The organism is Mesorhizobium sp. M0408 (genome assembly GCF_040321495.1).
Classification (GTDB): Bacteria; Pseudomonadota; Alphaproteobacteria; order Rhizobiales; family Rhizobiaceae; genus Mesorhizobium.
The window spans coordinates 25,504-52,040 of record NZ_JAMYRO010000038.1 but is presented as its reverse complement, the minus strand read 5'-3'; the positions used below and the strand labels follow the sequence as shown (position 1 = coordinate 52,040).

The following is a 26,537-nucleotide window of genomic DNA, read 5'->3' as shown; positions in this document are numbered from 1 at the left end:
CCAGCCCGTCCGCCAGACTCAACTGACCCAGAACACGATCCGCCATCCCGAATCTCCCTGCTTCGACCATCATCACAGAATCACCAATCGGCTTCTGTGCAAAGGTCTCACAAGGGGAGAAGGGGAGTCGGCGCCTGCTATTTCAGCACCTTCCCATCGGCTCCAAACCGGTATGTCTTCGCCGGATCCGGCGTCGCGTAGAGCGTGGCACCAGGTTCGGCGTTATAGACGCCAAAAATGCGCACTGTGATCAAGCCGGCCTTCTCGCAGTCGAGATAGAGGTTGGTGTCGGCGCCAAGGTGCTCGGCATGGACGACCGTGCCTTTCCAGGCGCCGGACTTGGGATCGACGGTCAGATGTTCGGGACGGACGCCGATGGTCTTTGCCGTTTCGCCAAGCCTGGCGCCGTCGACGAAGTTCATCTTCGGTGAGCCGATGAAGCCGGCGACGAATTCATTTGCCGGCGAATTGTAAAGCTCCATCGGTCCGCCGATCTGCTCGATCCTGCCCGCATTAAGGACCACGATCTTGTCGGCCAGCGTCATCGCCTCGACCTGGTCGTGGGTGACATAGATCATCGTGGCCTTCAGCCGGCGATGCAATTGCGCGATCTCCAGCCTGGTGTTGACGCGCAGTGCGGCGTCGAGGTTCGACAGCGGCTCGTCGAACAGAAACAGCTTGGGCTCACGCACCACGGCGCGGCCGATGGCGACGCGCTGGCGCTGGCCGCCGGAGAGCTCGGCCGGCCGCCTCGAGAGGTAGGGCTCCAGCGACAGCATCGAGGAGGCGATGCCGATGCGGCGGTCGATCTCGGCCGCCGGTGTGCCCGCCTGCTTGAGGCCGAGGCCCATATTGTTCTTCACCGTCAGATGCGGATAGAGCGCATACGTCTGGAACACCATGGCGATGCCGCGTTTGGCCGGCGGGGTGGCGGAGACGTCCGCCCCGTCGATGACCACGCGGCCCGAGGTCGAGTCCTCCAGCCCGGCGATGACCCTCAGCAGTGTCGACTTTCCGCAGCCGGATGGACCGACGAAGACGACGAACTCGCCATCGGTCACCTCGAGGTTGATGCCCTTCAGCACCTCGACCGGCCCAAAGGCCTTTTTTACGTTCTCGATGTTCAGCGAGCCCACGGCGTCGTCCCTGTTCTAGAGTTTCACGGCGAGGCCGCTGCGCACGCTCTCGTCTGCGGCAAGGCAGACGGCGAGCGACTTCACCGCGTCGTCCATGTGACGGGTCAAGTCCAGATCCTCGCGGATCGCCTTCAGCACAAACGCCTGTTCCAGGTCGCAGAGGTCCTGATGGCCGGGCTCGCCTTGCATCGACAGCATCTCGTCCGGTTTGGCGAATTTGCCGTCGGCTCCGGTCGCCGCACTGTGCAGGCGGATGGTCGAGGTCTTGGTGTGGGTGTCGATGTCGTCGGACCTGACACCCTCCTTCATGACGATCGACACGCAGCCATTGGGCGAAATCACGTCTTTCACGAAGAAAGCCGTCTCCGAAATCATCGGCCCCCAGCCGGCCTCGTACCAGCCGACCGAACCGTCGTCGAACAGCACCTGCAGATGACCGTAATTGTACATCGACGGCGCGATCTCGTCGCTCAGCCGTAGCCCCATGCCGCGCACCTCGACTGGTCTGGCGTCGGTGATCTGCAGCATCACGTCGAGATAATGCACGCCGCAATCGACGATCGGCGATGTCGTCTGCATCAACTGCTTGTGCGTCTCCCAGCTATGGCCGGAGGATTGCTGGTTGAGGTTCATGCGGAACACGTAAGGGCCGCCGAGCTTGCGTGCCTCGGCGATCAGCCGGATCCAGGACGGGTGATGGCGCAGGATGTAGCCGATCACCAGTTTCTTGCCGTTGGCCTTGGCTGCCGCGACCACGCGCTCTGCATCCGCGACGGTGGTTGCCAGCGGCTTTTCGAGGAAGACGTGGCAGCCGGCCTCGAACGCCTTGACAGCATAGTCAGCATGGCTGTCGGAATAGGTGGCGATGCAGGCGACGTCGGGCCGTTCGTCACGCAGCGCCTCGTCGAAGGAGCGCCTGATGCCGTAGCTCGAAAGCCCTTCCGGCAGCGGCACATCGGAGCGGTTGACCAGCGCGGCGATCTGGAATCCCGGATTGGTGTGATACGCCAGCGCATGGCTGCGCCCCATGTTGCCGAGGCCGGCGATGACAACGCGAAGAGGTTGGTCCATTTCAGTTTGCCTTTTGTAGAGCGCGGGCTTTCAGGTCCATCCTAATACTCGATCCATACTCACTGGCGATCTGCAGAGCAGCCTTTTCGCTTTCACAACGTGCCAGAAGTCCGAACCCGTATGTATCGACCCCCCTCTTTGATCAGAGAAGACCTCCGGTCGTCCGGCAACGGACGATCCAGATCCAGCGCCTCGGTGAATGCCTTGGATTGCTCGCTAACCATCAGGGAGTTGACACGCCAGATGATATGACAGTTGTATTCCTTTGGTCGACGCTCGATCCCGAACCGAGTCAGCCAGACTGCTGCATTGAGATAGAACTGCGGTCCCCAGGCAGACTTCTGAAGGTTAAGCAGACAGACCGTTTCCGGCCATTCGCGATAATAGTTTGTTTGGCGAACGCCGCGGAATCTGTGGCGGATTGCCGACTCGGTGAGGCCTCGAATGATCGCGTCCCGACCCTCACTCACTTGACCGCCCCCGAAGTGATGCCGCGGATCAGCTGCCGCGAGAAGATGACGTAGAGGATCAGTACCGGCATGATTGCCAGCGACAGCGCCGCCAGGATGGCGTTCCAGTTGGTGACGAACTGGCCGAGAAACAGCTGGGCGCCGAGCGTCACCGTCTTGGTCTCCTCCGACGGCGCCAGGATCAGCGGGAACCACAGATCGTTCCAGATCGGGATCATGGTGAAGACGGCGACGGTCGCCATCGATGGGCGCACCAGCGGCAGCACCAGCCGGAAAAAGATGGTGTATTCGGACAGGCCGTCGATCCTGCCCGCATTCTTCAGATCGTCCGAGACCTGCTTCATGAATTCCGACAGGATGAAGACGGCAAGCGGCAGGCCTTGCGCGGTATAGACCAGGATCAGCGCCGTCAGCGTGTTGACTAGCCCGCTCGCCACCATCAATTGCAGGATGGCGACGGTGGCAAGGCGGATCGGGATCATGATGCCGAGCGCCAGATAGAGCCCCATCAGCGAATTGCCGCGGAAGCGGTATTCCGACAGCGAGAAAGCCGCCATGGCGCCGAACAAAAGCACGAAGAACAGCGAGGCGACGGTGACGACAAGGCTGTTCTGGAAATAGTGGATGAAATCGCCCTGGCCGATCACCGTCGTGTAGCCGATTAGATCGAAGGTTTTCGGCGTCGGCGGCGCCAGCGGCGCACCGAAGATGGCGGCGCGCGACTTGAATGAGTTGACGATGACGATGATTACCGGAAACAGCGCGATCGCCGTGTAGGTCAGAAGGATCGCATGCGCGCCAATGGTGCGGGGCAGCGAGCGGGTTGCCGTGCTCATGTGGCGCCTCAGAACTGGTAGCGACGCAGGCGCGTCTGCACGAGGAACAGGTAGACGCAGACGCCGCCCAGGATGATCAGGAACATCATCGTGGCGATTGCCGCGCCCATGTTGGGATCACCGATCTGCAACTGGAAGCCGAAGAAGGCGCGGTAGAGGAAGGTGCCGAGGATATCGGTTGAATAGTTCGGCCCGGCCAGCGCCCCTTGCGCTGTGTAGATCAGGTCGAACGCGTTGAAATTACCGACGAAGGTCAGGATCGAGATGATGCCTATCGACGGCAGGATCAGCGGCAGCTTGATCTTCCAGAACTGCGACATGCCGGTGATGCCGTCGCATTCAGCCGCCTCGATCACCTCTTCGGGGATGGATAAGAGCGCCGCATAGATCAGCATCATCGGGATGCCGACGAACTGCCAGACCGAGATCAGGCTGAGTGTGGTCAGCGCGTACTGCTCCTTGCCCAACCAGGGCGTGAACAGGCTCTTGAGGCCGACCAGATCGAGCAGATGCGGCGCCACGCCCCACAGCGGCGACAGGATCAGCTTCCAGGCGAAGCCGACAATGACGAAGGACAGGATTGTCGGCACGAAGATCGCCGTTCGGTAGAAGGCGGAGAATCTCAGCCGCGGGCTCGACAGCAGCGCCGCCAAAAGGACGCCGATCGGATTCTGCACCAGCATGTGGATGATGAAGAACCAGACATTGTTCCGGAGAGCATTCCAGAAGCCCACCGACCAGTTAGGATCGCCGAACAGCGTGCGGAAGTTTGCCAGTCCCACGAAGACTTGGGATTGGTCTATGTTGCGGAACAAGGAGAGCTGCAGCGTGCCGGCCAGCGGCAGGATCATGATCGCCGTATAGACCAGCACTGCCGGCGCCAGAAAGACGCCGATGTGCCAGCGGAACGGTCTTTTCGGTGTTGCGGCCATGAGTTCGGTCCCGCCGATCAGGTTCTTGCAATTGCCGTCAAAGGGCGCGGCGCCTCCCTCCCCTCGAGGGGAGGGTGCCTCGCAAAGCGAGGCGGGTGGAGTCGGCAGAGGCAGCGCGCTATCGTCGTTCGACCGTGCTTTCCAGCAGCGATCAAGCCGCAGCCTGCCTCGACCGACCCCCTCTGTCGCCTTCGGCGACATCTCCCCCCTCGAGGGGGGAGACAACGCTTCGCCGCACTCTTACTTCGCCGGCTTGTACCAGCTGTCGAGGCCGTCCTGCAGCTTCTTGGCGGCAGCTTCCGGCGTGTCGGTGCCGTTGATGACGTTGGCCGATTCAACCCATGTCTCGTTTTCGAGGTTCGGCGTACCGCGGCCCAGGATCTGGTAAGTCGAGCGGATCGTCGACTTGCACTTGTCGCGCCAGGAGACGAATTCCTGCGCCAGCGGGTCTTCCATCTTCACCGGCGTGTTGTTCAGGCTGAAGAAGCCCGGCAGCGCGTTGGCATAGATGGTGGCAAAATCAGGCGAGGCGACCCAGGACAGGAAGGTCTTGGCCGCGTCGGCGTTCTTGGACGCCGCATTGAGGCCCATGCCGATGTCGGTGTGGTCGGAGATGTAACAGGTGTCGCCGGCCTTCTGCACCGGCGGCGGGAAGGCGCCCATCTTGAACTGCGCCTGCGTGTTGAACAGGCCGATCTCCCACGAGCCGGCCGGGTAGATGGCGGCGCGGCCGAGCGTGAACAGGTTCTGGCTGTCCGGATAGGTCTGCGCCTCGAAACCGTCGCCAAGATAGGGCTTCCACTTGGCAAGCTCGGCATAAGGTGCGACCCACTGAGGGTCGGTCAGCTTCTGCTCGCCCTTGATCAGTGCGGCGCGGCCTTCCTCGCCCTTCCAGTAGTTCGGGCCGATGTTCTGGTAGCCCATGGTCGCGGCTTCCCAGAGGTCCTTGGTGCCCATCGCCATCGGGATGTAGGTGCCGTCGGCCTTGATCTTGTCGAGCGCGGCGAAGAATTCGTCGCGCGTCTCCGGCACCTTGATGCCGAGCTTGTCGAAGGCGTCCTTGTTGTAGATGAAGCCGTGGATGACCGAGGCCATCGGCACGCAGAATGTCGCCTTGCCGTCGTCGGTCTGCCAGGCCGACTTGGCCACCGGGGAGAAGTTCTCCATGCCCGGCAGCGCCGACAGATCGGCGAGGTTGCCCTTCTTGAAGAGTTCCAGCGACTTGTCGAACGGGCGGCAGGTGATCAGGTCGCCCGCCGAGCCGGCGGCGAGCTTGGCGCCGAGGGCGGCGTCATATTCGGTTGGCGCCGACGGCGCGAACACCACCTTGATGCCCGGGTTCTTGGCTTCGAAGGCCGGGATCAGCTTGTCCTTCCAGATGGCAAGGTCGTCGCCGCGCCAGCTTTCGATGTTGAGCGTTACGTCGTCGGCATAAGCCACCCCGGCGGAGCCGAGAATGCTGGTGCCGAGAAGAAGTGCCGTCAGTAGCTTCGTTGTCATGCTCAGTCTCCCTGTTGACCTTTTTCAGGTTCGGTTTTGATGAGAACAGAGGCATTGCGCCCCTTGCTCCCCTCGATCGCGGAAAGGGCCGGCCGCAGCTTGTGGCCGGTCCCTTCCAATATCTTCTCGGCTGCATCGGCGCTGGCGGCGCCGGCGGCGAGCAGAATAGCGGTCTTGACGACGCCGCCGCTCCTTTCGAGCAGGCGCGCCGCCTCGTCCTTGTCGCGCCCGCTGACGGCGGCAACGATGCGTGCGGCGCGGTCGCGCAGCTTGATGTTGTCGGCCATGAGGTTGACCATGTAGCCGTCATGGACATGGCCGAGATGGATGGCGGCGAGCGTCGACAGCATGTTGAGCGCGATCTTCTGGGCGGTGCCTGCGCCCATGCGCGTTGAGCCGGCAATCAGCTCCGGCGGCGTTTCGAGCAGGATGGCGATGTCGGCCAGCCGCAACAGCGGCGCATCCCTGTTGTTGGCGATGGCAATGGTCGCCGCACCGCGGCGCCTGGCGTCCTCGATCGCCCTGACTGCATAAGGTGTCGAGCCGCTGGCCGAGACGGCGATCAGGCAGTCGCCCTTGCCGATGCGGGCGGCGGCAACTGCTGCCGAAGCTTCCTCGGTGTCGTCCTCCGGCCCGCCGGCCAGTGTCTTGAAGGCCTCGTCGCCGCCGGCGATCAGGATGGCGATGCGGTCGCGTTGGATGCCGAAAGTGCCCGGCAGCTCAAGCGCATCGGCCAGTGCCATCAGGCCCGAACTGCCGGCAGCCGCATAGGCGAGCTTGCCGCCGCTTTTCAGTCTGCTTGCGATGATTTCGGCTGCCGCGGCAATGGCAGGAATGGCGCCGTGCACAGCCTTGGCGGCCTCGATCTGTGCGTTGGCCAACGAGGAAAGGACGGCTTCCGGGGCCTGGATATCCAGTCCCTCGGCATTCTGGTGAAGCGCTTCGGTGCGCGTTTCGGCCATCCGCTTTCCTCCAATCGAGAAAACCATACCAAAAAAATACCACTTGTCCACACGCATTAATGAAATCCTTGCGGCGGTGCAGGCCTGCGAACGCAATTGGCTGATTTTCCAACAAACTACGCCTTAACTTTTTTGAAACGGAAATTAATCCTTGGCTATTGGTATTTTATTGGTATTATCCGCCCGGAGGAGAAATCGCGTGAAATTCGTGCTCGGCATCGATGGCGGCGGCACCAGCTGCAGGGCGGCCCTTGCAACGGCCGACGGCAGCGTCCTCGGCCGCGCCAAAAGCGGTGCCGCCAACATCCGAACCGATCTCACCGGCGCCAGGACGAACATCGTCGACGCAGCGCAGCAGGCCTTTGTCGCCGCGGGCAGGGATCCCGCACTGATCCCGCAAACTCCGGCCGTTCTCGGTCTTGCCGGCGCCAATGTCGGCACCTACCGGCAGCAGCTCGAAGCGATCCTGCCGTTCCGCATCAGCCGCGTCGAGACCGATGCCGAGATCGCGCTGGAAGGCGCGGTTGGCTCAGGCGACGGCGCCATGGCCATACTCGGCACCGGCACCGCTTATATGGCGCGCAGACGAGGCAAGTCGCGCGCCATCGGTGGCTGGGGTTTTCAGGTCGGCGACCAGGGCAGCGGCGCCCGCATCGGCCGCGACCTGCTCGAGCAGACGCTGCTCGCCTATGACGGCATCCGCCAGGGATCGCCGCTGACGGAGACCATGCTCGCCATTTTCCGCAACAATCCCGAGGATGTGGTCGAATTCACCACCAACGCCAAGCCCGGCGATTTCGGCGGCTTCGCGCCCAAGGTGTTCGAACATGCCGAAAAAGGCGACGCCGTCGCTATCTGGATCCTCGACAAGGCGATCGCCGATGTCGAGGCAGCGCTTGGCGTGCTCGACCTCGGCGGCGACGATCCGCTCTGCCTGCTCGGCGGGCTGGCGCCGCTTTATGCGCCGCGCCTGTCGGCCCGCTACCGGGCGCTGCTGAAACCGCCGCTCGACGACGCGCTGGGCGGCGCGGTTCAGATGGCGGTTCGGATTTTCGCAAACACGGCGGAGGCAGCTCGATGAGTGAGGCCGCCGACCAGATATTTGCGGCGCTGAAACAATCGTCGCAGAGTGGCGCGCCGCTCTATCTGCAGCTCAGGAAGAGCATCGAGGATGCGGTCAAACGCGGGCTGATCGGACCTGGCGATGCGCTGCCTTCCGAGCGCGACATCGCTAGCAAGGCCGACATTTCGCGCGTCACCGTGCGCAAGGCGGTGCAGGACCTGGTCAAGGGCGGCATCCTCGTCCAGCGCCATGGTTCCGGTACCTTCGTTGCGCCACGTATGGAGCGCGTCGAGCAGTCGCTGTCGATGCTGACCTCGTTTACCGAAGACATGGCGCGGCGCGGCATGGCGGTGCGTTCGGCTTGGCTCGACCGCGGCCTCTATCCGCCGTCGCCCGACGAGATGATGGTGCTCGGCCTGGCGTCGAACGAATTGGTTGCGCGCGTGGCGCGCCTTCGTATCGCCAACGACACGCCGCTGGCGATCGAGCGCGCCTCGCTATCGACAAGCGTGCTGCCCGATCCGGCGGCGATTGGTTCGTCGCTCTACGCCGCGTTGGAAAAGACCGGCAACAGGCCGGTGCGGGCGGTGCAGCGCATTTCCGCCACCAATCTCGGCGATGGCGACGCACATCTGCTGGAAGTACCGCCGGGTATTGCCGGCCTGCACATCGAGCGTATCTCCTATCTGGCGAGCGGCAAGGTGATCGAGTTTACCCGCTCCATCTACAGGGGCGACGCCTATGATTTTGTCGCCGAACTCCGGCTGAGCGGGCCGGGCGAAGAGGGCCGGCCGTGACCGCAACAACGACCCATATGCGGCGCGAGATCGAGGAGATCCCGGAGGCCACCGCCCGCCTGCTCGATGGCTCGGCCGCGGTGCTGACGGAAGCTGGACGCGGCATTCGCGAGCGCGATCCGAATTTCGTCGTCACCGTGGCGCGCGGCTCGTCCGACCATGCCGCAACCTTCATGAAATATGCCGTGGAGTTGACCGCCGGGCTGGCGGTTGCATCGGTCGGCCCGTCGATCGCCTCGATCTATGGCGCCAAGCTGAAGCTGGGCGGCTCGGCCTGCCTGGCGATCTCGCAGTCCGGCAAGAGCCCGGACATCGTTGCAATGGCGCAAGCGGCGAGGACCGGCGGTTCGCTGACCGTCGCCATCACCAACACCGCCGATTCGCCGCTGGCGCGGGCTTCGGACTACGCGATCGACATCCTGGCCGGACCGGAGCGCAGCGTCGCGGCGACGAAGACCTTCGTCAATTCAGCCGTCGCAGGACTCGCCTTGATGGCGCATTGCACCGGCGACGAGAAACTCCTGGTGGCGCTCGCGCGCTTGCCGGAGCATTTTCGCAAGGCGATCGCCTGCGACTGGATGGCGCTGGCTGGGGCACTCGAGACGCCGAAATCGCTGTTCATTCTCGGCCGTGGCCCGTCGGCGGCGATCGCCAACGAGGCGGCGCTGAAATTCAAGGAAACCTGCGCCATGCATGCGGAAGCCTATAGTGCCGCCGAGGTCATGCACGGCCCGCTGGCGCTGGTCGGTCCCGGTTTCCCGGTGCTGGCTCTGGCTGCTCGCGATGCGTCCGAGCCATCGGTGGCCGATGCCGCCGACAGCCTGGCCGGCAAGGGCGCTGCCGTCTTTGTGACGTCGAACAAGGCAAAGAGCGCTCAGCGCCTGCCGCATGTCGCAACCGGTCATCCGCTGACCGACCCGCTGACGCTGATCGTGTCGTTCTATGGTTTCGTCGAGGCTTTTGCCCGCCATCGCGGCCTCGACCCCGACACGCCGCCCAATCTGCGCAAGGTAACGGAAACCCTATGAGCGACCGTTTTGCCCTGACTGGCGCCCGGATTTTCGATGGCGACGACTGGCACGACAATGCGGCGCTTGTCGTGCGCGACGGCCTCGTCGAGGCCATTGTTGCCGCCGGCGCCATTCCATCCAATGTTGCGCGTATCGAGACCGGCGGCGGCATGCTGGCGCCTGGCTTCGTCGATCTGCAGGTCAATGGCGGCGGCGGCGTCATGCTCAACGACCATCCCGACGTCGCCTCGATCGAGACCATCTGCCGGGCGCACGCACCCTTCGGCACGGCGGCGCTGTTGCCGACGCTGATCACCGACACGTCCGAGATCACCGCCGCGGCGGTTGCGGCCGGAGCCGAGGCGGCACGGAGGAAGGTGCCGGGGTTCCTGGGCCTGCACCTCGAAGGGCCGCATCTGTCGATCGCCCGCAAGGGCGCACATGACCCGGCTTTGGTCCGGCCGATGCTAGACTCCGACCAGACGATGCTGATCGCCGCACGGAAAAACCTGCCCGTGCTGCTGACGACGGTGGCGCCCGAATCCGTCGAGCCCAGCCAGGTGTCGGCGCTTAGCAAGGCCGGCATCGTCGTCAGCATCGGCCATTCCGATACCGGCTATGCCACGGCTCGCGCCTTTGCCGAGGCCGGCGCAACGGTGGTCACCCATCTGTTCAATGCGATGAGCCAGATCGGCAATCGCGAGCCAGGGCTAGCGGGCGCCGCAATCGATACCGGCACATTCTATGCCGGGATCATCGCCGACGGTATCCATGTCGATCCGGCCACCATGGCCATCGCCTTGCGCGCCAAGCAGGGGCCGGGCAAGATCCTGCTCGTTACCGATGCCATGGCGACGATCGGCACCGACATGACCTCGTTCACGCTGAACGGCCGCACCATCCACCGCAAGGATGGCAGGCTGACACTTGCCGACGGCACGCTGGCGGGCGCGGATCTCGACATGATTTCCGCGGTGCGCTTCATGCACCGCGTCGTCGGTCTCGACCTCGATGAAACCTTGCGCATGGCCTCGCTCTATCCGGCGCAGGCGATCGGCCAGTCGCACCGGCTCGGGCGCTTCGCCAACGGTACCGCGGCCAACATCGTTTCGCTGTCGGACGATCTGGACATTAAAAGCGTCTGGATCGATGGCGCCAGGGTTTTTGCAGGCAGCTCTGCTCGTTAGGGTTAGCCGGCTTTGGACGTATAGAGGTCCTTGTAGGCTTCGCGCAGCAGGTTCTTCTGCACCTTGCCCATCGTGTTGCGCGGCAGTTCGTCGACGAAGATCACCCGTTTCGGATGCTTGTACCTGGCGAGGCGCCCGGCGATGGCCTCGACGATCCCTGCGGCGCTGATGGTCGAGCCTGGCGCCCTCACCACGACAGCGGTGACGCCTTCGCCGAAATCCGGATGGGCAACGCCGATGACAGCGCTTTCGGCGACGCCAGGCAGCGCGTCGATCTCGCTCTCGACTTCCTTTGGATAGATATTGTAGCCGCCGGAAATGATCAGGTCCTTGCCGCGGCCGACGATGTGGACATAGCCGTCGGCATCGATCAGCCCGAGATCGCCGGTGATGAAGAAACCGTCGTCACGGAACTCCGCTTTGGTCTTTTCCGGCATGCGCCAGTAGCCGCAAAAGACATTGGGACCCCTCACCTCGATCATGCCGACATCGCCCTTGGCAAGTGTTTCGCCGCTCTCGGGGTCGGTGATGCGCAGGGAAACGCCGGTCAGGGGAAACCCGACCGTGCCGGCACGCCGCTCGCCATCATAAGGGTTCGACGTGTTCATGTTGGTCTCGGTCATGCCGTAGCGCTCGAGGATGGCGTGGCCGGTGCGCTCTCGCCAGGCTCTGTGCGTCTCGGCCAACAGCGGCGCCGAGCCGGAAATGAACAGGCGGATGTTTTTCGCCGCTTGCCGGTTCAAACCGTCCTGCTGCAGCAGGCGGACGTAGAATGTCGGCACGCCCATCAGCACGGTGGCGCGCGGCAGCAGCGAGACGATGCGGGCCGGGTCGAATTTGGTTTCGAACAGCATCGAGGCGCCGGCCATCAGGACGACATTGGTGGCGACGAAAAGGCCATGCGTGTGGAAAACCGGCAGCGCGTGAATCAGCACGTCTGCGGCAGTGAAGCGCCAGAGGTCGACCAGCACCCGCGCATTCGAGGCGAGGTTTTCGTGGCTGAGCATGGCGCCTTTCGAACGGCCGGTGGTGCCGGAGGTGTAGAGGATCGCAGCAAGGTCGTCCGGTCCGCGCGCCACGTCGTGGAAGTCCACGGCCGCCTCAGAGGCGCGATCGGTCAACGAACCCTCGCCCTTGCTGCCGAGTGTCGCGACCGCAGCGCCCGAGGCCTGCGCCAAAGCGCCGATCTCGGTCACTCGCGCCGGGTCGCAGACGATCAGTCGCGGCTCGGCATCCCTGAAGAAATAGTCGAGCTCGGTCAGCGTATAGGCGGTGTTGAGCGGCAGGAAGATCGCGCCGGCACGCAGACAGGCGAGATAGAGGAAAATGGCCTCCGGGCTTTTCTCGACCTGAACGGCGACGCAGTCGCCGGCTTCGACGCCCAGCTGCGACACCACATGTGCCAGTTGAGCGGAGCGCGCCAGCATTTCGCCATAGCTGATCGAGCGCCCGTCCTCTGCCTCCATCAAAAGGCGTCCGGGCGTGGGCATCCGGGCACGGAAAGCATCGAACAGATGGTTGCTCATAAGTCCCCCCGAGCGGCTGTCTCCGGCCGAACGGCGGCGGTCAGCCGGCCGCCTTGTCCGCCGCCGCCCTGATTGCCTCGATATTTGCCCGGTAGGCCTCGACGCTGCCGCCCTTGAAGATGGCCGCACCAGCGACCAGCACGCTGGCGCCGGCGGCGGTGACCAGGGGCGCAGTTTCAGGCGAAATGCCGCCGTCGATCTCGATCCGGATCGGCCTGTCACCGATCAGCGCCTTCACCCGCTTCACCTTGTCTACGATCGCCGGAATGAAGGCCTGGCCGCCGAAGCCCGGATTGACCGTCATGATCAGGATAAGATCGAGCCGGTCGAGCACGTATTCGATCATCGTCTCCGGTGTCGCCGGGTTGAGCGACACACCGGCCTTCTTGCCAAGGTTTTTGATCGTCTGCAGCGAGCGGTCGAGATGCGGCCCGGCTTCGGCGTGCACCGTGATGCCGTCGCACCCGGCCTCGGCGAAGGCGGCCAGATAGGGGTCGGCGGGGGCGATCATCAGATGGCAGTCGAAGAAGGCCTTGGTGCGGTTGCGAATCGCCTTGATCACCGGCGGCCCGAAGGTGATGTTGGGGACGAAATGCCCGTCCATGACGTCGAGATGGATCCAGTCGGCGCCGGCGGCCGCCACCGCCTCGACCTCGTCGCCGAGCTTCGAGAAATCGGACGCCAGCACCGATGGCGCGATCAGGGTTTTTTTGCTCATGACGCGGTCTTCCCGAACGCCTCGGTTTACGGACCCTCTGTATCGCCTGCCTAGACCATGAGTCGAGTCCGGAAAGTGGAAGCCGGTTTGTCCTTCCGCTGATGCCACGGCTTCAGGTTTTCGCTGCTCTTTCATCTGCCAGCCAAAGAAAAACCCCGCCGGATCGCTCCGGCGGGGTTTTCTTGATCGAACCATCACCGTTTGAAGTTCCGTGCGCGATCCTATTGCTCGATCTGCGGCTTGCGCCTTGGCACGACCTGCTGAAGAACCTTTGGATTCAGCAGCAGGTTCGGTTTGCGGATCGGCTGGCACTGGCCATTGATCGGCCGCGCGCCCGGTGCGCATTCCAACCGTGGTTTGCGGCAGGCGCCGTCGCGCAGCTCTGTCCCACGCGGGCAGACGCATACGCCACGCTTGTTGTGGATCTGGCCTGGTATCGGGCACTCCACCACAACAGGCTTCTTGCGCCTGCAGGCATTGCCTTGCACTTCCGTGCCCCTCGGGCAGACGCAATCGCCAGCGGCATTGTGGATCTGACCACGAATGGTGCACTGCTCCGGCTTCGGCTGGATTGGCCGGCAGGCATTGCCCCTGACTTCCGTACCCCGCGGGCAGACGCAATCGCCAGCGGCGTCGTGGATCTGGCCACGGATGGTGCACTGCTCGGGCCTTGGCTGGATTGGCCGGCAGGCATTGCCTCTGACTTCGGTGCCCCGCGGGCAGGCGCAATCGCCAGCAGCGTCGTGGATCTGGCCACGGATGGTGCACTGCTCGGGCTTCGGCTCTTTCCCCACGCAAGCGCCGTTCTCCAGCTCGGTTCCGCGCGGACAGACGCAGCGTCCGTCTTCGGTGCGGATCTGGCCTTTGAGCAGAACGCAAGGTTTTGGCTTCGGCACGATGACCGTGCCGCCCCCGGACGAGCATTGGCCATTGCGGAAGGTCGTGCCGGGCGGGCAGACGCAGTTGCCGGCGTCGTTCATGACGAAGCCTTGCGAGCATTCCTTCTTCACCTCATTCCTGATGGTGAAGGGATGGCAGGCATAGGCCTTGCCACGATCACCCTGCACGTCGGCCGCACCGCGGGACAACACGTCGCCACCGCCTTGCACCGGCGTGTTCGGAGACAGCACGCCGACGCAGTTCTGACCATTGACCGTGCCCTGCAGATTTGCCAGGCGACCGTCGTCGGGAAGCACCACGGTCACGTTGTGAACGTGGCTTTCCCCCGAGCCGATCGTCAAATTGGCAATGCAGGAGGCAGGCAAGGTTGCCGGCTCCGGCGAGCAGCCGAAGGGCGGATCGATCGAGGTGATCGCAACGCCCTCCAGCCGGCCGAGGCCTTCGACGCCGATGGCATCGCCGATGCGAACCGGGCCAGAGAAGGCGCTCGCCCCATCGTTCGTGATGGTGATCTCGAACGAGCAGGGCTGGCCGGGCTTGCACTCGGCATCACCGGTCTTCTCGACGCGGATGGTCGAGGCGCCGCCGCCCTTGGCGCAGGCCTGGCCGATCGGATAGACGATGTCGTCTCCCGGAGCCGGGCCGTAGGAGCCGCGTGCGCAGTTCTCGAATTCGCCGTTCGCGGCAACCGTCAGGTCGAAATGGCGGCTGGTTCCAGGCGTCATAACAGCGCCAGGAATCTGGCAGGACAGTGTGTTGGCCGGAAGCGGTCCGCAAGCCCATTCCGCGCCGTCTGGGGTGACGGTCTGGATCTGGACCGGCGCTCCGCCGGCTATCAGCGTCGCGGCATCGTTGACCCGTACCGGACCGGTCGGGGCAATGGTGCCGAGGCTGATGACGGTAATGCGGCAGGAAACGACCGCAGCACCGGCCAGCGAGGCATTGCATACCTTGGTGATGCGCAGGGCCGGCTGGCCGCCATTCGGATGACGGATGCGTTCCTTGGCGCAGGCCCTGTTGTTGGTGATGTCGTTCTCACCGGGAATAGCCTTCACCTCGGCGCAGTTCTCGACACTGTCGGGCCGGTAGTTGGCCGGCATCACCGCCCTGACGAAGATCGGCGTCGAGGCGCCAGGCAACAGCACGATGCCGGCGGTGTCGCAGCGGAACTGGCCGGGGCCGTTCGGTCCGCATGTCCATGGCGGCGTCGGGCCGAAGGTCGAGGATGCCGGCGCGCCGCCCGGATAGGTATCGACGACCGTCAGCGGCCCATTATAGGGGACGCTGCCATTGTTGATTATGTCGACCACGAAGGTGCAGACGCCATCGGCCGAACAGAATTCGGTGCGGGCGCGCTTCTTCAGGATCAGGTCGACCTTCTTCTCCACCGGCGGCCGGCAGTCGCGGTCACGATCGCCACGCCGGCAGACCGGGATCGATGCACAGCCGCGATCGTTTTGCTGGCTGCCGAAAAGCGGCTTGCCGCTGGCGCCGTAATTGTAAGTGGCGCAGTTGCGCAAGACGCTGCCTCGCCAGCCTGCGGCCGGCTTGAAGCCGAGCTTGAGGTCGACAGAGGCACCCGGATTGAGCGTGGTCACCAGATGAGTGCAAATCATCGGGGTGGTTCCAGGCGCGCAGACCCAAGGCGGGTTCGGCCCTGAATCGAGGGTGGAGCCGGCCGGCAGGGTGACTTCGTCGAGCACGATCTTGCCGTGGTAGGGTGCATCGCCGACATTGGTGACCCTGATGGTGAAGTCGCAGCCGCCGCCCATCGTGCAACGTTGCACGTCGGCGCGCTTTTCGACTTTCAGATCCGGTTCCTTGTCCTTCGGCGGGCAGCGCTGATCACGTGGGATGACGATATCGATGGTCTGCGTACAGCACCGGCCCCAGCCCTCCCTCGGGCCGGCATAGGTTTCGATACCGGTGACGATGATGTGGATGACGTCGCCGGGTGAAGCGCCGACGATCTTCCAATTGAGCACACCGCCGCCGGCCGGCACCAATTGCGTGTCGGGAATGATGGTGATGCCGGGTGTCGTCGTCGAAAGCTGCACCCATTTGCCGGCCATCTCTGGGCCGACCGGCATGTGGTAGATGAAGGCGCCGCCGCCGGGCAAGCAATCGACCGTGCCGCGCTCCACCTTGAAGCATTCCTTGCCGGGAGGTGGAGGCGGCGGGTTGCACCTGGTGACGTCGATCTTGATCGACGTCTTTGCACCCGTGAGATAATTGCCGTCGTCCGGCTTGCCCGGATCCTGCGACGGGATTTCGATGCCGGCGCCGCGTTCGCGGCTCACCTTAACCGCGCCCTGGTTGTGAACGATCGTCGGCGACGGAAACGCCGCATGGTCGATCTTGGCGGTGATCTGGAACGTGATGACGCGCTGGTTCGCAGCGCCGATGCCGTCGAGATCGCTGGCGGAAATCCGGAAATCGGACACCGTCGCGGTATCGTCCGGGCCAGCCGAACTGCTGATCGCAGCGCCGGGCAGCGGTCCGCCGGACGCATCGGTGCCGTCGCCGGTCACATGCACGCCGACGATGCGCAGGCCGTGCGGGAGCTGGTCCCTGAAATCGAGCCTGACCTTTTTCAGCATGGCGGCGAGGTCCGGGCTGGCAAAACCCTGCGGATTGCCGCGCAAGCCAAAGCTCAGCGAGTATACGACATAGTCGCAGCCTCTCTGGGTGCCTTTCTTGGTGAAGAAGGGCACGATCCGGCCCGGCTCCGGATTGACGGTGCGAGGATTGTCGAAATCGAGCCTGGGATCTGGAACGGCAGTGTAGATGCCCGCATCGGCAGGCTTGGTCTTGGCCGGAGCAAGGTCTTCAGCGAAGCCTTGCAGCGGACTCAGCATGGCGACCGCGATACCGGCCGCCATCAGCCAGCGCACGCCGCGCCTGGCGAGTGACAGGGGTTTCATGATGGTCTCCATGACGGATGATTGTTTGCCGGTTGATGGGCTGCTTGTCGCAGGCGGGAAAAATGCGAGATTGCTCATCTTCCCCTCCTCACGGTTCGCAGCTGACGGCTGGGGTTCTGAGCCGCAAGGTCATCTTGCAGCAAGGGTAGTAGCCACCCTTGTCGCTATCGGACTGCCTGTAGAAGCAGAGCCCGACATCGACCGTATCGCCAGGGTAATGGCCGGTGATGCCGATCGTGTATGGCGCGCCGGGCGCATGCGACAGAGGTGAAGTCACCCCAACGCCAGGCGTCCTGGACAGAGCCTTGATCGAATCGCCGCCAAAGCCGGCATGGTCATGGAGATAGAGATCGGCCTCGAGGCCGGGGGGCGTGCAGAAATACCTGACATCCTCGACATCAAGGCAAGGAGGCAGATTGCCGGGGGGCGGAAAGTCCGGCGGATAGAACGGTGGCAGATAGCCGCCCGGCACCTGCTCGTAATAGCCGGCACGGCCTTCGCAGGGGCGCCAGACCTCGACGTCGCCGACATGGCCTTCGACTTCCGGGTCTTCGAAATAATTGTCGAAGTCGACGAACCACGCGCCGAAAGGCGGCATGTTGGCCGGCTTGACCAGTGCCGTCGGCGTGATTTGCACGCCGTGCACGGCGAGCGGCCCGCCGGCTGCGAGTTGTTCGGCAAGCTCCGGGTTGTCGCGCAACTTGTCGCCGGTATCGACCAGCGTGTCGGTGCAGACGCCGGTATCGAGATTGCCTTCGGCATCGTAGCCATATTGCAGGTCGAGGCCGCCGGCCGACTGTCGGTTGTCTTGCGGGAAGCCGACCGCATATTCCTGCGGCACTTCCACCCAGGCCGATTCCGTCGCCGGATCGTCCGGATTTTCGCGCCAGTAGCGGATGACCTCACCCTTGCCGGAATCGGCGAACTGGCTGTAGTCGTAGCGGTTCTCCACCGGGCCGCGCTGGGCCAGGTACATGAAGCCCTCGTTGTCGAAGGCGATGTCGGTGACCGCGTAATCCTTGTCGGCCTTGACCGTCAGTTCCCAGCGCGGGTCGCCGGCGAAACTGCCGTCGCCGGCAACGCCCACCGACCAGATCTCCGCCTTATCACCGACCGAATAATAGAGCCGGCCGCCACGATAGGCGACCGACCAGACGCGGCGCTCGTCCTGCGTGTAGCCCCAGCTGTCGGGGTCCTCGCTGTCGAAGGCAGCACCCTGGATGTCAATCACCGAGCCGTCGTCGGCAAGGGCGGCAAGCCCGTGCGCCGGGCGGCCGGCTATGCCGTGGTCGAACGTGTCGAGCAGCGCGCCATTGGCGTCGATGCGGTGGATGAGGCCGGTGTCGAGATCGCTGGCGAAGAACTGGCGGTGGATATTGTCGAAAGTGACGTCGCCGATGCCGGGACCGCTATTGGCGTCGATATCGGCGAATTTCGAGACGGCGCCGGTGATGCCGTCGATCTTCCAGATCGTTCCGGAGCCGCCGCCGTTTTCGGTGCCGAACTGGCCGTCCATGAAGACCGCGTCAGCCGTGCCGCGGCGCTGCCGCTCCGGCCGGCCGTCGGCGTCGCCGTCTGGCGTGACTATGCGGATGCCGTGCAGCGACGTGGCGCCGGCATAGAGGTTTGGAATGGCCGATGGAACGCCGTCGCGCACGCCGTCGTCGTAGGTGATGCCGAACACCTGGCCGATTTGCCCGGCCGTGACCTCGAACGGTGGCGGGGTGAAGACCAATTGGCCAGACGCCGGCCCGCCCAGCCTTGAGACGTCGAAGATGCGCAAGGTCGCGCGCGCCGTGTCGATGAAGGTTTCGTCGACGGGATCGACGCCCGGCGGCAGGCCTTCCTCGAAATTGGGAATGATGGTGCCGGAGAATCCGGTCACTGCCATTGAGCCGGGATAGATGATCTGGGTTTCCTGAGCCTGGGCCGAGCCACCGAGCCAGAGCCCAGCGGCGAGCGCCAAGATCGACAATCCGCTGGCAGCCTGGATGGCGCGGCGCAAACGGCCGGCACGAGAGCGCACGAACGCGCCGTGGTCGCAAGACATGGATCTCCCCCCACAGGTCATGGGAGAAGCATCCGGTCCCGGCGCGCAAATCAGGGCAAGGCGCGGCGTTCCGGCACGTTCATCCCTGATCGAATTGTCTGCTTTCCTCAACGTCACGATACGCCTGCGTCCGCGCAGGGTCAACGGAACCAGCGAAAAGCCCAGCGCATCGACCCGGTCCCGAAGGCGATGGTCGCGCTGAGTTCCTGCTGTTCCCGGAGACCATGGAGCCTCTGGATCTGTGGTCATGGGGCTTTCCTTTCCGGGGCCGCACCACGCGGCACCTGAGCGTCAGTCGCGGGGCGAGGCGGAAAGGTTCATGGGCCGGGGGCCGGGCCGGCTGGATCACCGCCGGAAAATACGGGCCTGCCGGTCCCGAATCCGATCAACCGCGATGAAAGGTGAACGCCTTGCGCAGAATGCTTGCGCGCCACGCAGCCTGTTCTTATATACGCGCCAAGCCGTCCAGCGCCGAATGCCGGTTGCCGGAGCGGAATTTCTTGTGAACAGGGGCTTTCGTCGGAACGCCTGTACGGGTCCTGAGAGCCTGCTTAGCGGAGAGATTAGAGAAATGGCAAAAGTAATCGGTATCGATCTGGGAACAACCAATTCCTGTGTCGCCATCATGGACGGCAAGGAATCCAAGGTCATCGAGAATGCGGAAGGCGCGCGCACGACCCCTTCCATCGTCGCCATCAACAGCGACGGCGAGCGCCTCGTCGGCCAGCCGGCAAAGCGCCAGGCGGTTACCAATCCTGAGAACACCATTTTCGCGGTCAAGCGCCTGATCGGCCGCCGCTACGACGATCCGGTGACGGAGAAGGACAAGAAGCTTGTCCCCTACAAGATCGTCAAGGGCGACAATGGCGACGCCTGGGTCGAGGCCGGCGGCAAGAAGCAGTCGCCTAGCCAGATCTCGGCGATGATCCTGCAGAAGATGAAGGAAACGGCGGAGGCCTATCTCGGCGAGAAGGTCGAGAAGGCGGTCATCACCGTTCCGGCCTATTTCAACGACGCCCAGCGCCAGGCGACCAAGGATGCCGGCAAGATCGCCGGCCTCGAAGTGCTGCGCATCATCAACGAGCCGACGGCGGCCGCGCTTGCCTATGGACTGGACAAGAAGGAAGGCAAGACGATTGCCGTCTATGACCTTGGCGGCGGCACGTTCGATATTTCGGTGCTCGAAATCGGCGACGGCGTGTTCGAGGTGAAGTCGACCAATGGCGACACCTTCCTCGGCGGCGAGGATTTCGACATGCGTCTGGTCGAATATCTGGCAGCCGAGTTCAAGAAGGAACAGGGCATCGACCTGCGGAACGACAAGCTCGCCCTTCAGCGCCTCAAGGAAGCGGCTGAAAAGGCCAAGATTGAGCTGTCGTCCACCACGCAGACCGAGATCAACCTGCCCTTCATCACCGCCGATGCCACCGGCCCCAAGCACCTGACGCTGAAGCTGACGCGGGCGAAGTTCGAGAGCCTGGTCGAGGATCTCGTCCAGCGCACGATCGATCCTTGCAAGGCGGCGCTCAAGGATGCCGGCCTGAAGGCCGGCGAAATCGACGAAGTCGTCCTGGTCGGCGGCATGACCCGTATGCCCAAGATCCAGGAGATCGTGAAGCAGTTCTTCGGCAAGGAGCCGCACAAGGGCGTCAACCCGGATGAAGTCGTCGCGTTGGGCGCCGCTATCCAGGCCGGCGTGCTGCAGGGCGACGTCAAGGACGTGCTGCTGCTCGACGTGACGCCGTTGTCGCTCGGCATCGAGACGCTGGGCGGCGTGTTCACTCGGCTGATCGAACGCAACACGACGATTCCGACAAAGAAGAGCCAGGTGTTCTCCACGGCCGAGGATTCGCAGTCGGCGGTGACCATCCGCGTCTTCCAGGGCGAGCGTGAAATGGCCGCCGACAACAAGGCGCTCGGCCAGTTCGATCTGGTCGGCATCCCGCCTGCGCCGCGCGGCGTGCCGCAGATCGAGGTCACCTTCGACATCGACGCCAACGGCATCGTCAACGTCTCGGCCAAGGACAAGGGCACCGGCAAGGAGCACCAGATCCGCATCCAGGCGTCCGGCGGCCTTTCGGACGCCGACATCGAGAAGATGGTCAAGGACGCCGAGGCCAATGCCGAAGCCGACAAGAAGCGGCGCGCGCTGGTCGAGGCCCGCAACCAGGCCGAGGCGCTGGTGCATTCCTCGGAGAAATCTCTGAAGGAATACGGCGAGAAGGTTTCCGAGGCCGACCGCACGGCGATTGCCGATGCGATCGCGGCGCTGAAGACCGCTGCCGAAGGCGACGATGTGACCGAGATCGAGGCCAAGACGCAGACGCTCGCCGAAGTCTCGATGAAGCTCGGCCAGGCCATGTACGAGGCTTCGCAGAAGGAAGCCGCCGAGGCCGACGCCAAGGCTGATGCCGCCAAGGACAGTGACGTCGTCGATGCCGACTTCGAGGAAATCGACGAAGACGACGAGAAGAAGAAGTCGGCCTGAACCGCCTGACGGTACAGGTAAGGGAAAAAGCCCGGCGCACAGCCGGGCTTTTTTGCAACCCTTTGCCGGAAAAACGCTGAGCTGCCCGAAAAAATGCGGACAAAGCCTCGTAGACACTGGCATCGCGGCTCCATCACACCTAAATCGGAACAGCGTGCCGGCAAACGACGCAACGATGCTTCAAGACGTTGACTATCCGGACTGCGGGAAAACATGAAAGCTGATTTTTACGAAACGCTAGGCGTGCAAAAGGGCGCCGACGAGAAGGAGCTCAAGAGCGCTTTTCGCAAGCTCGCCATGCAGTTCCATCCCGACCGCAACCCAGGCGACCATGCCTGCGAGCACAAGTTCAAGGAAATCAACGAAGCCTATGAGACACTGAAGGACCCGCAGAAGCGCGCCGCCTATGATCGCTTCGGCCACGCCGCCTTCGAGCACGGCGGTATGAATGGCGGGGCGCAAGGCTTTGGCGCCGGCGGTTTCGCCGACATTTTCGAAGACATTTTCGGCGACATGATGGGCGGGCGCCAGCGCCGCTCGTCCGGCGGCCGCGAGCGCGGCGCCGACCTGCGCTACAATATGGAAATTACGCTGGAAGAGGCATTTTCCGGCAAGACCGCGCAGATTCGGGTGCCAGCCTCGATCTCCTGCTCGGAATGCTCGGGCAGCGGCGCCAAGCCTGGCACCCAGCCCGTCACCTGCTCGATGTGCAACGGCCACGGCAAGGTGCGCGCCACGCAAGGCTTCTTCTCGATCGAGCGCACCTGCCCGCAATGCCAGGGGCGCGGCCAGACCATCAAGGATCCGTGCCCGAAATGCGCCGGCCAGGGCCGTGTCACCGAGGAGCGCTCGCTGTCGGTAAACATCCCTGCCGGCATCGAGGATGGCACCCGCATCCGGCTGGCCAATGAGGGCGAGGCCGGCCTGCGCGGCGGCCCGTCGGGCGATCTCTACATCTTCCTCGCGGTCAAGCCGCACGAATTCTTCCAGCGCGACGGGGCCGATCTTTATTGCAAGGTGCCGATCTCGATGACGACGGCAGCGCTTGGCGGCTCGTTCGAGGTGACGACACTGGACGGTACCCAGACGAAGGTGAAGGTGCCGGAAGGCACCCAGAACGGTCGCCAGTTCCGCCTCAAGGGCAAGGGCATGCCGGTGCTGCGCCAGCCCAATATCGGCGACCTCTACATCCAGACCGTGGTTGAGACGCCGCAGAACCTTTCGCGCCGTCAGCGCGAATTGCTGGAGGAATTCGAGCAGCTTTCCTCAAAGGACAATTCGCCTCAGTCGAGCGGATTTTTCGCCCGCATGAAAGACTTTTTCGAAACGTTCGGCGAGCACTGAAGCTGATCCCTGGAAAACGCTTCCCGAGCGTCATCAACACCTTATCCGGGGATTCGACTTGTCTTGCACCTCGTAACTGTTAAGTAGCATGCGAGGGAGCGTTGAGGAGGACTTTCGATGACGCGTAGTCCCGGACTGCGAAAGACGCTGGCGGAAAAGTTCGACGACGAGCTGAAGTTCTTCAAGGGCTGGATCGACAAGCCGAAGGCGGTCGGTTCGATCGTCCCGACCAGTTCCATCACCGCAGGCAAGATGGCCTCGATCGTCGATCCGACATCCGGCCTGCCGGTGCTCGAGGTCGGGCCCGGTACAGGCGTCATCACACGCGCCATCCTCGCCCAGGGCATAAAGCCTGAGAACCTCTACGCGGTCGAATATTCCACTGATTTCGTGCGCCATCTGCGCCAGCTTTATCCAGGCGTCAACGTCATCGAGGGCGACGCCTTCAATCTCGACGCGACGCTTGGCGACAAGCGCGACCTGATCTTCGATTCTGTGATATCGGGCGTGCCGCTGCTCAATTTCCCTGTCGCCCAGCGCATCGCCTATGTCGAGAGCCTGCTCGACCGTATCCCGGCGGGCCGGCCGATCGTGCAGCTGACTTACGGGCCGCTGTCGCCGATCCCGCCGGGCCGCGGCGACTATACGGTCGAGCATTTCCATTTCGTCATCCGCAACATTCCGCCGACGCAGCTTTGGATCTACCGACGCGGGGCCGCATGAATTGAAGCGTTGGGTTTGAATAGCACTTGTCTTATACCCATCGGGTGACAAGGCAGACCCATGGCTGTGATCCCGAAAATTCTCGTCGTCGCCGGTTCGTTGCGCAGCGGCGCCTATAGCGGCAGGACCGCCGACGTGGCACAGAAGGAACTTGCCATGCAGGGCGCCGAGGTGACCCGCATCTCGCTCGCCGACTATCCGCTGCCGATCCTCGACCAGGATTTGGAAAAGGACGAAGGCATTCCCGACAACGCCGTCAAGCTCGGCCGGATGATCGCCGCCCATGACGGGCTGCTGATCGCGACGCCCGAATATAACGGCTCCATTCCACCGCTGCTCAAGAACAGCATCGATTGGGTGAGCCAGCTGCGCAAGGATGGCGGCCGGACGTTCAGGCCGCTTGCCGGCAAGGTCGCCGGCCTCTGCTCGTCTTCCAACGGACCCTTCGGCGGGATACGCTGCATCAACCATCTGCGCGCCGTTCTGGTACGCTGCCGGATGGAGGTGGTGACACCGGAGTGTTCGGTGCCGGAGGGCGGCTACGCCTTCGACGACGAGGGCAACTTCCGGGACGAAAGACTACGCCAATCGATGGAGCACCTATGCCGAACGCTGATCGAAACCTCGCGCATGCTGTCGACGCGGATCGAGGCATGATCCCGGACGCCGCGCATGCCGACACGATGCAGGAACGGCTGATCGTCGGCCTCGACCTGCCGACGCTGAAGGAAGCCGAGAAAGCGGTGCGCGAGCTCGACGGGATCGTCTCCTTCTACAAGATCGGTTACCAGCTCGCCTTTGCCGGCGGGCTCGATTTCGCCCGCGAGCTGGCCAGCGGCGGCACTAGGATCTTTCTCGACATGAAGCTCCTCGACATCGATAACACCGTTGCCAAGGGGGTCGACAACATCGCCAGGATGGGCATGAGCATGCTGACCATCCATGCCTATCCGAAGACGATGAAGGCGGCGGTCGAGGCCGCGAGGGGCAGCGACCTTTGCCTGCTCGGGGTCACCGTGCTGACCTCGATGGACGAGCAGGACGTGATCGACGCCGGCTATGAGTATGATCCGCATACACTGGTGCTGAGGCGCTCCGAGCAGGCGCTGCATGCCGGCATGGGCGGCATCGTCTGCTCGGCCGAGGAAGCTGAGGCGGTGCGCCGCATCGTCGGCCCCGACCTGGCGGTCGTGACGCCGGGAATCCGGCCGAAGGGCAGCGACCATGGCGACCAGAAGCGGGTGGTGACGCCGGCGCAGGCGATCCGTAACGGCTCCAGCCATCTCGTCGTCGGCCGGCCGATCGTCGGTGCGGCCGACAGGCGGGCGGCGGCGGAAGCCATCCTTGACGAAATGCGCTCCGCGTAACATCCCCAAAACCATTTCGGAGAAATGCCATGCCCAAGGGATACTGGATCGCTCGCGTCGACGTGCGCGATGCGGAAGGCTACAAGGACTATGTCGCAGCTGCCAAACCGGCCTTCGACCGCTTCGGCGCCAAGTTCCTGGCGCGCGGCGGCGCGCATGAGAAGGCCGAGGGGCCGGGCCGCGACCGCAACGTGATCATCGAGTTTCCGTCGCTTGCGGCGGCGCATGACTGCTACCACTCTCCCGAATACCAGCGCGCCGTCGCGATCCGCCAGAAGGTGGCCGAGGGCGAAATCGTGCTGGTCGAGGGGATTTAGGCGAGAAGCCGGTTCGCCGCTGCCTCCGCCATCGCATCGGCGAGGCTCAAGCCCCATTGCTGGCGACAGTAATCGCGGAAATCGAAGCAGGGCAGGCCGGGGCAGACCTCGAACTCGATGAGGTGGACGCTGTCGTCGGCTTCGACCCGGAAATCGATGGAAAACACATCCCGCAGGCCAAGCCCGACCATCAGGCTTTCGGCGATGTTGCGGATCCTTGCATCAGCCAGAGGCTGGCTGCCGGCGACCGGCAGCAGCAACGGCTCGGCGTAATTTCCCGTGGCTTTGGCCGCTTCGCCGGTATTGCCGTAAAGCGCCAGGCTGTCCTGCATGGTCTGGAAATCGCCGCCTGAATCGACAAAGGCGATGCCCAGCGCCTCGACGCCGGTATCCGGCCTCAATCCGAGAAAACTGGCGCGCGCGTTGCGGCCGGCGACATAGGGCTGGACGACGACATCGTCGCGATAGGCGGCGAAGACGCGCCGGCTAAGCTCCAGCGCATGGCCGAGATCGTGGCAGCGCGAATCGGGCCAGATACCGATCTTGGCGCCGAGCCGGTTCGGCTTGACGAACCAGCCGGCGGGCGAAGCCGGCGGCGCGACCAGCCAGGCGCCGTCACGGGCAAGGCCCGCCTGCGGCACCGGCAAGCCGAACGCGCCGAGCACGGCGCCTGAACGGAACTTGTCCTGGCAGAGCGCGAAAAGCGCATCGTCGGCGCCGATCGCCTCCAGGCCGTTCAGCCGTGCCAGAGCTGGTGCCGCGCCGCCGCGGAAATAGGCGATGCCGTCGGTCAGCGTCCAGACTAGCGTGGTCTTCGGGTCCTCGCCGGCGAGAACGCTTGCGGCGTCGTCGAGCGCCACCGGCGCAAACGACGGGCCGCGCTTCTGGCAAGCGGCGGCAAGTGCGTCGAATTCAGCAGCGATATCGGTCGATTGCGCCAGATAGGAGGCAATTTCGGCGGCACGCTCCGGCACGTGGTTATCGGCAACCAGCCGATCGAAGCAAGCCTTTTCTGGCTCGTAGACAAGGATCAGCTTCGGCTTGCGGCTTGACATGATCGAACGATTTCCCGGCAGCACGATTGCTAAAGCAATTCCAGGAAAAGTGTGAAACGGTTTTCCGTCCGGAATTGCGTCAAAACAAAGAGATAGAGCGGTTCAGCGTTCCCGCGAAACGATGAACCGTTCTAGCATCGCACGGCGAATGCATTCGGCTT

General features: G+C 63.7%; 22 protein-coding genes. 10 read left to right on the top strand and 12 right to left on the bottom strand.

Annotation, left to right across the window (positions count from 1 at the left end; genetic code table 11):
* Positions 1–137: 137 nt before the first annotated feature.
* The 7 genes from NKI67_RS29855 to NKI67_RS29825 form a co-directional block, all read right to left on the bottom strand.
* A complete protein-coding gene (locus tag NKI67_RS29855) occupies positions 138–1,136 on the bottom strand; it encodes an ABC transporter ATP-binding protein (protein ID WP_023679835.1) in 999 nt (332 codons plus the stop codon).
* Positions 1,137–1,151: 15 nt separating this feature from the next.
* On the bottom strand, positions 1,152–2,207 hold the full coding sequence (locus NKI67_RS29850) for a Gfo/Idh/MocA family protein (RefSeq protein WP_023679836.1): 1,056 nt from the start codon (positions 2,205–2,207) through the stop codon (positions 1,152–1,154).
* A 92-nt stretch (positions 2,208–2,299) separates the two neighbouring features.
* Positions 2,300–2,677, bottom strand: a complete 378-nt coding sequence (locus NKI67_RS29845; RefSeq protein ID WP_352620797.1) for a DUF4304 domain-containing protein — start codon at positions 2,675–2,677, stop codon at positions 2,300–2,302.
* The gene (locus NKI67_RS29840; protein ID WP_023679838.1) at positions 2,674–3,513 is read right to left on the bottom strand and encodes a carbohydrate ABC transporter permease; all 840 of its coding nucleotides are present in this window, start codon (positions 3,511–3,513) and stop codon (positions 2,674–2,676) included. Before NKI67_RS29840 ends, NKI67_RS29845 begins: the two co-directional genes overlap by 4 nt.
* Before the next feature lie 8 nt (positions 3,514–3,521).
* On the bottom strand, positions 3,522–4,445 hold the full coding sequence (locus NKI67_RS29835; RefSeq protein WP_352575248.1) for a carbohydrate ABC transporter permease: 924 nt from the start codon (positions 4,443–4,445) through the stop codon (positions 3,522–3,524).
* Between the two features lie 240 nt (positions 4,446–4,685).
* Positions 4,686–5,945: an ABC transporter substrate-binding protein gene (locus NKI67_RS29830; protein WP_023679841.1), complete on the bottom strand. Its 1,260-nt coding sequence runs from the start codon at positions 5,943–5,945 to the stop codon at positions 4,686–4,688.
* A gap of 2 nt (positions 5,946–5,947) precedes the next feature.
* The gene (locus tag NKI67_RS29825) at positions 5,948–6,907 is read right to left on the bottom strand and encodes an N-acetylmuramic acid 6-phosphate etherase (RefSeq protein ID WP_031212743.1); all 960 of its coding nucleotides are present in this window, start codon (positions 6,905–6,907) and stop codon (positions 5,948–5,950) included.
* Positions 6,908–7,106: 199 nt separating this feature from the next.
* Between NKI67_RS29825 and NKI67_RS29820 the strand changes: the two genes are divergently transcribed.
* The 4 genes from NKI67_RS29820 to nagA are packed head-to-tail and all read left to right on the top strand — an operon-like array spanning position 7,107 to position 10,964.
* Positions 7,107–7,988, top strand: coding sequence for a glucosamine kinase nucleotide-binding domain-containing protein (locus NKI67_RS29820; RefSeq protein WP_023679843.1), 882 nt, complete (start codon positions 7,107–7,109; stop codon positions 7,986–7,988).
* Positions 7,985–8,767 carry a GntR family transcriptional regulator gene (locus NKI67_RS29815; protein ID WP_023679844.1) on the top strand — a complete coding sequence of 261 codons (783 nt, stop codon included), beginning with the start codon at positions 7,985–7,987 and terminating at the stop codon, positions 8,765–8,767. Before NKI67_RS29820 ends, NKI67_RS29815 begins: the two co-directional genes overlap by 4 nt.
* Entirely contained in the window at positions 8,764–9,795 is a 1,032-nt protein-coding gene (locus NKI67_RS29810; RefSeq protein WP_036239401.1) for an SIS domain-containing protein, read from the top strand. The genes NKI67_RS29815 and NKI67_RS29810 overlap by 4 nt, the downstream gene beginning before the upstream one ends.
* Positions 9,792–10,964: an N-acetylglucosamine-6-phosphate deacetylase gene (nagA, locus tag NKI67_RS29805; RefSeq protein WP_023679846.1), complete on the top strand. Its 1,173-nt coding sequence runs from the start codon at positions 9,792–9,794 to the stop codon at positions 10,962–10,964. The genes NKI67_RS29810 and nagA overlap by 4 nt, the downstream gene beginning before the upstream one ends.
* A gap of 2 nt (positions 10,965–10,966) precedes the next feature.
* Here nagA and NKI67_RS29800 read toward each other — a convergent pair whose 3' ends face one another.
* The 4 genes from NKI67_RS29800 to NKI67_RS29785 form a co-directional block, all read right to left on the bottom strand.
* Positions 10,967–12,490 (bottom strand): malonate--CoA ligase, encoded by a 1,524-nt coding sequence (locus NKI67_RS29800; RefSeq protein WP_023679847.1) that lies wholly within the window; start codon positions 12,488–12,490, stop codon positions 10,967–10,969.
* A gap of 40 nt (positions 12,491–12,530) precedes the next feature.
* The gene (gene rpe / locus NKI67_RS29795; RefSeq protein WP_023679848.1) at positions 12,531–13,208 is read right to left on the bottom strand and encodes a ribulose-phosphate 3-epimerase; all 678 of its coding nucleotides are present in this window, start codon (positions 13,206–13,208) and stop codon (positions 12,531–12,533) included.
* Positions 13,209–13,429: 221 nt separating this feature from the next.
* On the bottom strand, positions 13,430–17,110 hold the full coding sequence (locus NKI67_RS29790; RefSeq protein WP_031212746.1) for a DUF7929 domain-containing protein: 3,681 nt from the start codon (positions 17,108–17,110) through the stop codon (positions 13,430–13,432).
* A gap of 10 nt (positions 17,111–17,120) precedes the next feature.
* Positions 17,121–19,082, bottom strand: coding sequence for a hypothetical protein (locus NKI67_RS29785; protein WP_023679850.1), 1,962 nt, complete (start codon positions 19,080–19,082; stop codon positions 17,121–17,123).
* Between the two features lie 571 nt (positions 19,083–19,653).
* On the opposite strand from NKI67_RS29785, the gene dnaK reads away from it, so the two are divergent.
* From dnaK to NKI67_RS29755, 6 genes are all read left to right on the top strand, one after another.
* Positions 19,654–21,570 carry a molecular chaperone DnaK gene (dnaK, locus tag NKI67_RS29780; RefSeq protein WP_023679851.1) on the top strand — a complete coding sequence of 639 codons (1,917 nt, stop codon included), beginning with the start codon at positions 19,654–19,656 and terminating at the stop codon, positions 21,568–21,570.
* Positions 21,571–21,783: 213 nt separating this feature from the next.
* Positions 21,784–22,914, top strand: a complete 1,131-nt coding sequence (gene dnaJ / locus NKI67_RS29775) for a molecular chaperone DnaJ (RefSeq protein ID WP_023679852.1) — start codon at positions 21,784–21,786, stop codon at positions 22,912–22,914.
* Positions 22,915–23,031: 117 nt separating this feature from the next.
* Positions 23,032–23,637, top strand: coding sequence for a phospholipid N-methyltransferase PmtA (pmtA, locus tag NKI67_RS29770; protein WP_023679853.1), 606 nt, complete (start codon positions 23,032–23,034; stop codon positions 23,635–23,637).
* Positions 23,638–23,697: 60 nt separating this feature from the next.
* Positions 23,698–24,294: an NADPH-dependent FMN reductase gene (locus NKI67_RS29765; RefSeq protein WP_023679854.1), complete on the top strand. Its 597-nt coding sequence runs from the start codon at positions 23,698–23,700 to the stop codon at positions 24,292–24,294.
* A complete protein-coding gene (gene pyrF / locus NKI67_RS29760; protein WP_023679855.1) occupies positions 24,291–25,004 on the top strand; it encodes an orotidine-5'-phosphate decarboxylase in 714 nt (237 codons plus the stop codon). Before NKI67_RS29765 ends, pyrF begins: the two co-directional genes overlap by 4 nt.
* A 29-nt stretch (positions 25,005–25,033) precedes the next feature.
* Positions 25,034–25,321, top strand: a complete 288-nt coding sequence (locus NKI67_RS29755; protein ID WP_023679856.1) for a DUF1330 domain-containing protein — start codon at positions 25,034–25,036, stop codon at positions 25,319–25,321.
* Here NKI67_RS29755 and NKI67_RS29750 read toward each other — a convergent pair.
* Positions 25,318–26,376, bottom strand: coding sequence for a D-alanine--D-alanine ligase family protein (locus NKI67_RS29750; protein ID WP_031212748.1), 1,059 nt, complete (start codon positions 26,374–26,376; stop codon positions 25,318–25,320). The genes NKI67_RS29755 and NKI67_RS29750 overlap by 4 nt on opposite strands.
* Positions 26,377–26,537: the final 161 nt, after the last annotated feature.

Bases quoted from the DNA above. Each gene is read 5' to 3' on its own strand.
- NKI67_RS29850 (WP_023679836.1), bottom strand. From the start codon at position 2,207: ATGGACCAACCTCTTCGCGTTGTCATCGCCGGCCTCGGCAACATGGGG.
- NKI67_RS29840 (WP_023679838.1), bottom strand. From the start codon at position 3,513: ATGAGCACGGCAACCCGCTCGCTGCCCCGCACCATTGGCGCGCATGCG.
- NKI67_RS29835 (WP_352575248.1), bottom strand. From the start codon at position 4,445: ATGGCCGCAACACCGAAAAGACCGTTCCGCTGGCACATCGGCGTCTTT.
- NKI67_RS29830 (WP_023679841.1), bottom strand. From the start codon at position 5,945: ATGACAACGAAGCTACTGACGGCACTTCTTCTCGGCACCAGCATTCTC.
- NKI67_RS29825 (WP_031212743.1), bottom strand. From the start codon at position 6,907: ATGGCCGAAACGCGCACCGAAGCGCTTCACCAGAATGCCGAGGGACTG.
- NKI67_RS29815 (WP_023679844.1), top strand. From the start codon at position 7,985: ATGAGTGAGGCCGCCGACCAGATATTTGCGGCGCTGAAACAATCGTCG.
- nagA (WP_023679846.1), top strand. From the start codon at position 9,792: ATGAGCGACCGTTTTGCCCTGACTGGCGCCCGGATTTTCGATGGCGAC.
- NKI67_RS29800 (WP_023679847.1), bottom strand. From the start codon at position 12,490: ATGAGCAACCATCTGTTCGATGCTTTCCGTGCCCGGATGCCCACGCCC.
- rpe (WP_023679848.1), bottom strand. From the start codon at position 13,208: ATGAGCAAAAAAACCCTGATCGCGCCATCGGTGCTGGCGTCCGATTTC.
- NKI67_RS29790 (WP_031212746.1), bottom strand. From the start codon at position 17,110: ATGAGCAATCTCGCATTTTTCCCGCCTGCGACAAGCAGCCCATCAACC.
- NKI67_RS29785 (WP_023679850.1), bottom strand. From the start codon at position 19,082: ATGTCTTGCGACCACGGCGCGTTCGTGCGCTCTCGTGCCGGCCGTTTG.
- dnaK (WP_023679851.1), top strand. From the start codon at position 19,654: ATGGCAAAAGTAATCGGTATCGATCTGGGAACAACCAATTCCTGTGTC.
- dnaJ (WP_023679852.1), top strand. From the start codon at position 21,784: ATGAAAGCTGATTTTTACGAAACGCTAGGCGTGCAAAAGGGCGCCGAC.
- pmtA (WP_023679853.1), top strand. From the start codon at position 23,032: ATGACGCGTAGTCCCGGACTGCGAAAGACGCTGGCGGAAAAGTTCGAC.
- NKI67_RS29765 (WP_023679854.1), top strand. From the start codon at position 23,698: ATGGCTGTGATCCCGAAAATTCTCGTCGTCGCCGGTTCGTTGCGCAGC.
- pyrF (WP_023679855.1), top strand. From the start codon at position 24,291: ATGATCCCGGACGCCGCGCATGCCGACACGATGCAGGAACGGCTGATC.
- NKI67_RS29755 (WP_023679856.1), top strand. From the start codon at position 25,034: ATGCCCAAGGGATACTGGATCGCTCGCGTCGACGTGCGCGATGCGGAA.
- NKI67_RS29750 (WP_031212748.1), bottom strand. From the start codon at position 26,376: ATGTCAAGCCGCAAGCCGAAGCTGATCCTTGTCTACGAGCCAGAAAAG.